This window comes from Agathobaculum ammoniilyticum (assembly GCF_025567315.1).
GTDB classification, from domain to species: Bacteria; Bacillota; Clostridia; order Oscillospirales; family Butyricicoccaceae; genus Agathobaculum; species Agathobaculum ammoniilyticum.
Genome location: NZ_JAOQJE010000031.1, coordinates 1 through 6,744, shown reverse-complemented (window position 1 = coordinate 6,744; position 6,744 = coordinate 1). Strand labels below are relative to the sequence as shown.

The following is a 6,744-nucleotide window of genomic DNA, read 5'->3' as shown; positions in this document are numbered from 1 at the left end:
TCCACCCGGGCGACGCCGCCCAGGTCGGTGTAGACCACCAGCTGCTCCATCCCGACCGCAGCATTGTCCAGCAGCAAATGCACGGCGAAGCGTTTTTCGCTGATCTGCAGCGGCTGGGTGTACTGGATGCGGTCGAATTCACTTGCGTCCGCCCAGTGATACAACTCACTCTCGGCCAGTTCGCGCACTGTGCCGTATTCGCCCAGCTGGATAGCAGCGCTGTTCAGCACCAGCTCCGCGCTGACCGATGTGAGTTCATCCGTTCCGGCAGACGGCTCCTCGCCCGTATCAAGTGCATACAGGGCGGCCGTACCTCCTGACGCGAGTTCCACATCACGCCGCACCAGCGGCACATCCTGTACCGTCTCATTCTCTGCATCATCCCATCCCTCCAAACCTATCTGTTCCATCTGTGTAAATACCGCCGTGTCCGTATCGGGTACCTCCATTTTCGGTGTATCGTCCGCGCAGCCTGTAGGCAGAAGCAGAGCCCCCGCCATGCAGGCGGCGATCATGCCGCGGAATTTCATTGTATCACGCCTCCTATTGAATTTCCTGTCCAATCGCGCAGAGCCGGTAAGCCGGTTCGTTCGCGATACAGGTGAGCATGGTGATCTGGTTGCCTGCCGTAGGGTTCAGCACATCCGTATCTGTAGCAAGGATGCGACCGGCAAAGGTGACGCGGTAGGTGCGGGCGCCGAGCGAGGTCTTGTAGGTAATGATATCCCCAACCTGCACATATTTCAGGTTACCGAAATACGGCCACGAACCGCGGTTATGGCCGCACAGTGCGACGTTGCCGTTCCAGACGCTCGTCCCGTCCACATGGCCGGCGCCCTTTTTCATACTCTCATAGGTAGCGCCAGGGTAGACATAGGCGAAAATGCCGCGGCTGCCAATGGATACCGCACCGAAATGCCCGTTCGTGGAAACAAGCTGGCGCTGGGCGGTATAGCCGCCGCTCATGCCCTCCAGCCGGTTAAAGGACAGGCCTTCCAGACCGTTCAGCTTTTCATCCGTGGCGATCTGTTTTTCCACCGCGCTGCCCCACGGGTCTATGTACGACCCGATCGGGATGACGGGCGAGCCGGCGCGCGGCGTGGTCTGTTCTGCGTCCGTACCCATGCTGTCCGACGGGACGACGATCGCGCTGCCGCCCGAATCGTCCTTGCTGTCCAGATCCAGCGCATGGTTACTGGAAGTGGGCGTGTAGAAGTGGTCGTCATAGAGGCCTGCGTCATAGTGGTATTCGAGCGCTGAGACAAACGGCAGGCTGAGTACCAGCAGACCGCAGGCCAGTGCGCCTCTGAAAGCGTATTTGATCGTTGTTTTCATCGAACTCATCTCCTTCTGCAAAAAAATCCCCATCTTTGAGGGATAAACCGCACGAAGCGGCTCTCTTGACAAAGACGGGGGATGTGCTATAATAGATTACAGAAAGGGCGTTGCCATTAGCGGTTAGCCCGGTAAGTAGTTTAGTTTAGGGTATAGACCCCGAAACCGTCACTTTGCCGAGTGGCGGTTTCTGCTTTTTACGATGATCGTGACCGTGAAAGGCCCGATATGTAACGTAATACGCATGGCCTCACCCCCTTTCGGGTGGTGTGGCTAACCGCCGTTCCGTATGGCAACGCCCGTGAACGGTAAAACCGTTCGATTGATTATACCACAATTGACTGTTTTCCGTCAATCTGCGGCAGCTTTGCAGGCTTCATAACTGCCAGTCCGGCTTGACAATAATCGTTTCAGCCAGTATAATAAATACCAGCAAGACGGCTGCTTGGCGCTAACAAGCGGTCGTTCCTAATCAAGTTTAGAGCTTGAGGAAACGCCGCTCGGTTTACGCTGGGCGGTTATTTCTTTCTATACATAAAGCATAGGCCGATGACGCCGACGATCAGCAACCCGAACTGAAACAGATCGGAGTAAGTAACCACGGTATCACCTCCGTTCGGAGGAACAACCTGCCGTCTTAACTGGCGGTCTGATTATATCACATCCCTTCGCTTTCCATCAATCCAAGCCGCTATAAGGCGGCTTTTGTCATATCCTCACCTGAAACGCGTAGTCGCTCCCTACAAAGGACTCTACGACATGGTGCTGTCCTTCGCCGCCGGTCTCGATGGCGATATCCCTGCCCACCAGCCGTTTGGCGAGCCGTTTCCGCAGGATAACCGTGTACTCGGTTTCCTCATGCCCCTGTAGCGCGGAAAGCCGCAGCTTCGGCGTCCGTACCCGCACATACTGGCGGTTCACAACGTCATGGATGCGGCGTTCTTCATTATAGACGTAGACACGGGCGGTATGCCAGCGGATATACCGCCAGATCAGCACCAGAATGAGTAAAACCGCCAGCCCTGCCGCGAAGGCGATTTGCAGCACTGTGATATCTGGATCAAGCCCCGGCAGGACCGGTATCTTGTTTCCCGTATAGGTCACGGTGTAGACCACGCTCCCGATGCTGGTTTTCCCCACTTCGCCCCTGTAGGCTGCTGTAGCGCGGTATCCGTCCGCCACTTCGCGGGTCGTATAGGTGGTCTTACTGTAAGTTGCCGTTGCCGTCCAGACCGCGGGAACATCGGAATCCTCCACGTTTTTCGTTTCAGACCAGCTCAGGCCTGTCAGCGGCAGGGTCAGCCCGTCTGCCTGCACCTTCTCCGGCACAAGGCTGCGGTCATTGTAGGCCAGCTCATACGTTTTGGTGACGGTATGCGGATGGCTGTCCGTGACCGTGCTGTAGCCGGTCGCCTCCACCTGAATGCTCTGCACGTCCAGCAGCAGTTCGCCAGTATAGCCATCTTTGCTGTATGGCCGTGTCGCCGGGAACTGGCCGATCACGTCCGCAAGCTCACCGGAGGGCGCGTCTGCTGTAACGGTTTCCTCGGCCTGCTTTTTGTCTGTTATCTCCTGGTCGGCCTTGTCCATACGCTGATAGCGGTACCAGTAACCGTCCTGAGAAAACGGCTCCTCACGGAGCAGAGCGGGATCGATGTCCGGCGCCAGCTCAAAAGTCTTGGTGAGTGTCGGAACACCGTTTATCTCAACCAGCTCGGTGCTGACCGGCTCAAAGCTTGCTTTGTCGCCGTCGAGCAGCACCTGTTCGCTTTCCTGTACTGCGCCCGCCGCGCCGATAAACAGCGCGGCGAGCAGCGGCATAATCAGCCTCCTCAGTTTTTTCCTTTCCATACGTTTGATCTCCTCGCAATCAAATATAAGGGAGCGGTTCCGTTTGAACCGCTCCACAGAATATCCGCCTGTTTACTTTTCCCGCCGCTCAATCCGGATCAGGCGGCTCGGCTTTTGGCCGGGGCGGTTATGCTGAAGTGTAAATACCATATCCGGCTCCCGTTCAAAAAAACCAATATCCCGTTTCCAGCTCATGCCGCATTTGCAGTGCTGCAGGCCGATGAACTGCTGCTTCATTTTTCGCCCGCACCTGGGACAGATTTTGTTACTTTTTCCCATTCTATCGCCTCAAGTACAAATTGCATTTGTGAACATAGATATTATAGCAGATGCCTGCAATCTCAGTAAAGCTGCATTAAATTGAAGAGAATCAGAATCCGGTCTGCGGCAGTGTGGGACTGGTATATGTGGGCGCACGGTAGATTTTAGTCACCCATGCGCTGGCAGCGTTGTCCCACTCGCCCTGATACGAGCCGCCGCAATCCGCCCTGTTGATGATGTTATAACCATTCGCCATGTAATCCGGCACATAGACCAGCAGCGTCGCTTTCTCAGTCATTTTGAAGCCAGCCGGTACGGTGCCGAACTCAAAGCGGATATCGGTCACATATTCGCCGGCCGCCAGTTTGAGCGAGCCGCTGTCGATCTTGAACGAGTATGCGTTAGTCGAAAGCAGGTTATCCGCCAATGTCCGGTAATCATTCATGTTGGTCTTAAAGGTGATCTTATACCAGACGCGGGCATTGTAGGTACCGGTGGTCAGCGTGGCCGCGCGCACCGCGTCCGTGGGGATGCGGTCATGCCAGAAGAAGTTGTCCAGCGTAACATTCGAGTTATTTGCAATGTTCGTGAAGTCATACCGCATATTCGAGCCGGCGTCTACCGTGTAGTTGCCGGTCTTTTCAATGCTGGTATTGATGTTTGCCGGGTCGTTGTACATCTCGATCTGCACCACGTCGCCTTCCACCTTGAGCCTGGCCTCTACCTTTTCGTTGTTCAGCTGATAAAACCGCGGCGCCTGCACCTCCTGCACATAGTAGCGGCCCAGTGGGATCGGGTTGGAGGCGGCAATCCCTCTGGAATCCGAGGTCATGGTGTCCACCACATGGCCGGTATCGGCATTGGTGATTTCGAACACCGCGCCCTCAAGCAGACTGCCCTTGGGCTGGTTGGTTACGGGGTTGTCCTGCGCGGATTTCTTGACCACCTGGATCTGGCCGAGAATCGGGGTGTTCTCGATGACAAGCTCGGTCGTCTCCCCGCGGCGGACGCGGAGCGTGCGCACAGTATCGTCCAGCACATAGCCCTCCGCGGCGGCGATCTCCTCGACCTTGAGCTTGATTTCGCTCTTGCCGTCTGTCAGCAGGTCGTCCAGTTCGATGTAGCCGTCCTGATCCGTACTGTACTCGCCGATGAGGTTGTTGTCCTCATCCTTGATAAGGAACCGAACGCCGTAAATACCCTCGCCTGTCACTGCATCGACCTTTTTAATGCGCACACCGGCGAGCTTTTCATTTTCAAAGGTGACGGTCGCCAGCTCCCCTGACTTTACAATCACGTTCTGCGGGGTGGCGTCCAGCCGGTAGCCCTCTGGGCAGGAGACCTCGGTCACGACATAGACGCCGTCCTCCAGTCCAGTCACGGTGGCAAGGCCAGAGGAATCCGTGGTATACGAGCCGACCATCTCGCCATTCGCCTTTTCCACTGTAAACGTGCAGCCGTCCAGCGGCTGGTTTGTACCTTTGACGACTTTGCGGATCTGCAAACCGTATGCCTTTTTATTCGTGAACACCAGCTCCATGCTCCCGCCATCCCTGATCTCAAAGGCCTTGGGCGTGTCCTGCAGGATATAGCCGTCCGGTGCTTTGATCTCCGTCACAATATAGCTGCCTGCCGGCAGTCCGTCCAGTGTGATAACACCGTTTGCGTCGGTTTCAGCTTCCCTGACAAACTCGCCGTTAGACTTGGTGATCTTAAACACGGCATTCTTGAGCGGCTGGCGGGTATCCTCGTCTATCTTCTTAATGGTGAAACCGCCCTTTTTCGTGTTGGTAAAAGTCACCTCACAGGTCTGGCCAGCGCGGATCTCCACGGTCTTGGGAGCCTCGTCGATGGCATAGCCATCCGGCGCGGAAACCTCCGTGATGATGTATGTGCCAGTATCCAGCTCAGGCAGGTGGATGACGCCGTCCGCATCAGTCGTAACGCTCTCACGCACAACCGAGCCGTCCCCGCGCGTGATCTTGAACACCGCGCCCTGCAGCGGCTTCTTCGTCTGGCTGTCGATCTTCCTGATCAGCAGGCCGGGCTTTTTGGTGTTCTCAACCGTCAGGGTGTAGGTCTTGCCCTCCTCCAATGAAACGGGGTGCGGGTTGCTGTCGATCAGATAGCCGCCCGGCGCGGTGACCTCAGTCACGATATAATTACCGGCTTCCAGACCCTCAATAAACGCCGTACCGCCCCCTCCGGTGATGACATCCTCCTTGACCATATCACCGTTTGCCTTTTTGAGCTGGAACACCGCGTCTTTCAGCGGCTTGCGCGTCTCCGCGTCTATCTTCTGGATCAGCAGGCCGGGGCGTCTGGTGTTCTCAACCGTCAGCTCGGTGTCCTTGGCCGTCGTGTGTTCGATCTCCAGCACTTCATTGTTCAGGATGTACTCCTTCAAGGTCTTGACCTCCTGTACCTTGTAAGTACCTGCAGGTGCATTTTTGATCTCAATGCGGCCATTTTCGTCCGTGGTGTAATCGCCCAGCAGTATGCCGTCCCGCCAGATCTTGAACTGTACGCCTGCCAGCGGCTCTTTTGTTTCGCTGTCTATTTTCTTCACAATGAGGGATTTCTGCTCGACATTATCCAGCGTCAGCACAAGGTCGCGGTCTGTCGTGTGTTCGCCCTCCAGCACGACTGTACTCAGTTCATAACCGGCAAGCGTGTGCTTTTCCACAAACTTATATGTGCCGGGGTCTGCATAGTCGATGATGAACGTGCCGTCCGGTCCGGTCGTGAACATGCCGATGCTCCTGCCGTCCTTGAAGCCTTCAAATACAACGCCCTGCATGGGCTTTCCCGTATCAAGGTCGATCTTCTTTACGATAATATCCTTTTTGCGGGTGTTGGGAATGGTGAAGAACGTGGGGTATTCACTGTTGTTCTCGATGGTAAACGTCTTTTCGTTAATAACATACTGGGGATCGGTTACGACCTCCTTTGCCTGATAAGTACCCGGCTCTGCATACGGGAGCCAGATGCGGCCATGCTCGTCCGTGGTGTAGTTGCCCAGCAGCCTGCCGTCCTTCCAGATCTCAAAGGTAACGCCCTGGATAGGCTCCCGTGTTTCCTCGTCGATCTTGTAGATACCGAAGTGCTTCTTGATGGTATTCTGGAAAATCAGCGTGGGGATCTCGGCCTGATCTCTGGCAAGTTCGATGGTCTGCTCCGGCGCGTCCAGGTTGTAATGCTCCTTATCGCCGTCCACCTCTACTACACGGTAGGTGCCGGGCTGGAGGTTCTCGATCATCGCTTCGCCGTCCTGACCCGTGGTAACGGAGGTGAGCT

5 protein-coding genes are annotated in these 6,744 nt (G+C 55.9%); all 5 read right to left on the bottom strand.

Annotated elements, in window-relative coordinates:
• The coding region (locus tag OCV66_RS15260; protein WP_147574636.1) for a hypothetical protein at nt 1-530 on the bottom strand (530 nt) is incomplete at its 3' end.
• Between the two features lie 13 nt (nt 531-543).
• Nucleotides 544-1,335: a class D sortase gene (locus OCV66_RS15255; RefSeq protein ID WP_186950247.1), complete on the bottom strand. Its 792-nt coding sequence runs from the start codon at nt 1,333-1,335 to the stop codon at nt 544-546.
• A 708-nt stretch (nt 1,336-2,043) separates the two neighbouring features.
• Nucleotides 2,044-3,186 (bottom strand): hypothetical protein, encoded by a 1,143-nt coding sequence (locus tag OCV66_RS15250; protein WP_147574634.1) that lies wholly within the window; start codon nt 3,184-3,186, stop codon nt 2,044-2,046.
• A 72-nt stretch (nt 3,187-3,258) separates the two neighbouring features.
• On the bottom strand, nt 3,259-3,423 hold the full coding sequence (locus OCV66_RS15245; protein ID WP_243182482.1) for a hypothetical protein: 165 nt from the start codon (nt 3,421-3,423) through the stop codon (nt 3,259-3,261).
• A gap of 133 nt (nt 3,424-3,556) precedes the next feature.
• Nucleotides 3,557-6,744: SpaA isopeptide-forming pilin-related protein (locus OCV66_RS15240; RefSeq protein ID WP_262564878.1), on the bottom strand; the 3,188-nt coding region annotated here is incomplete at its 5' end.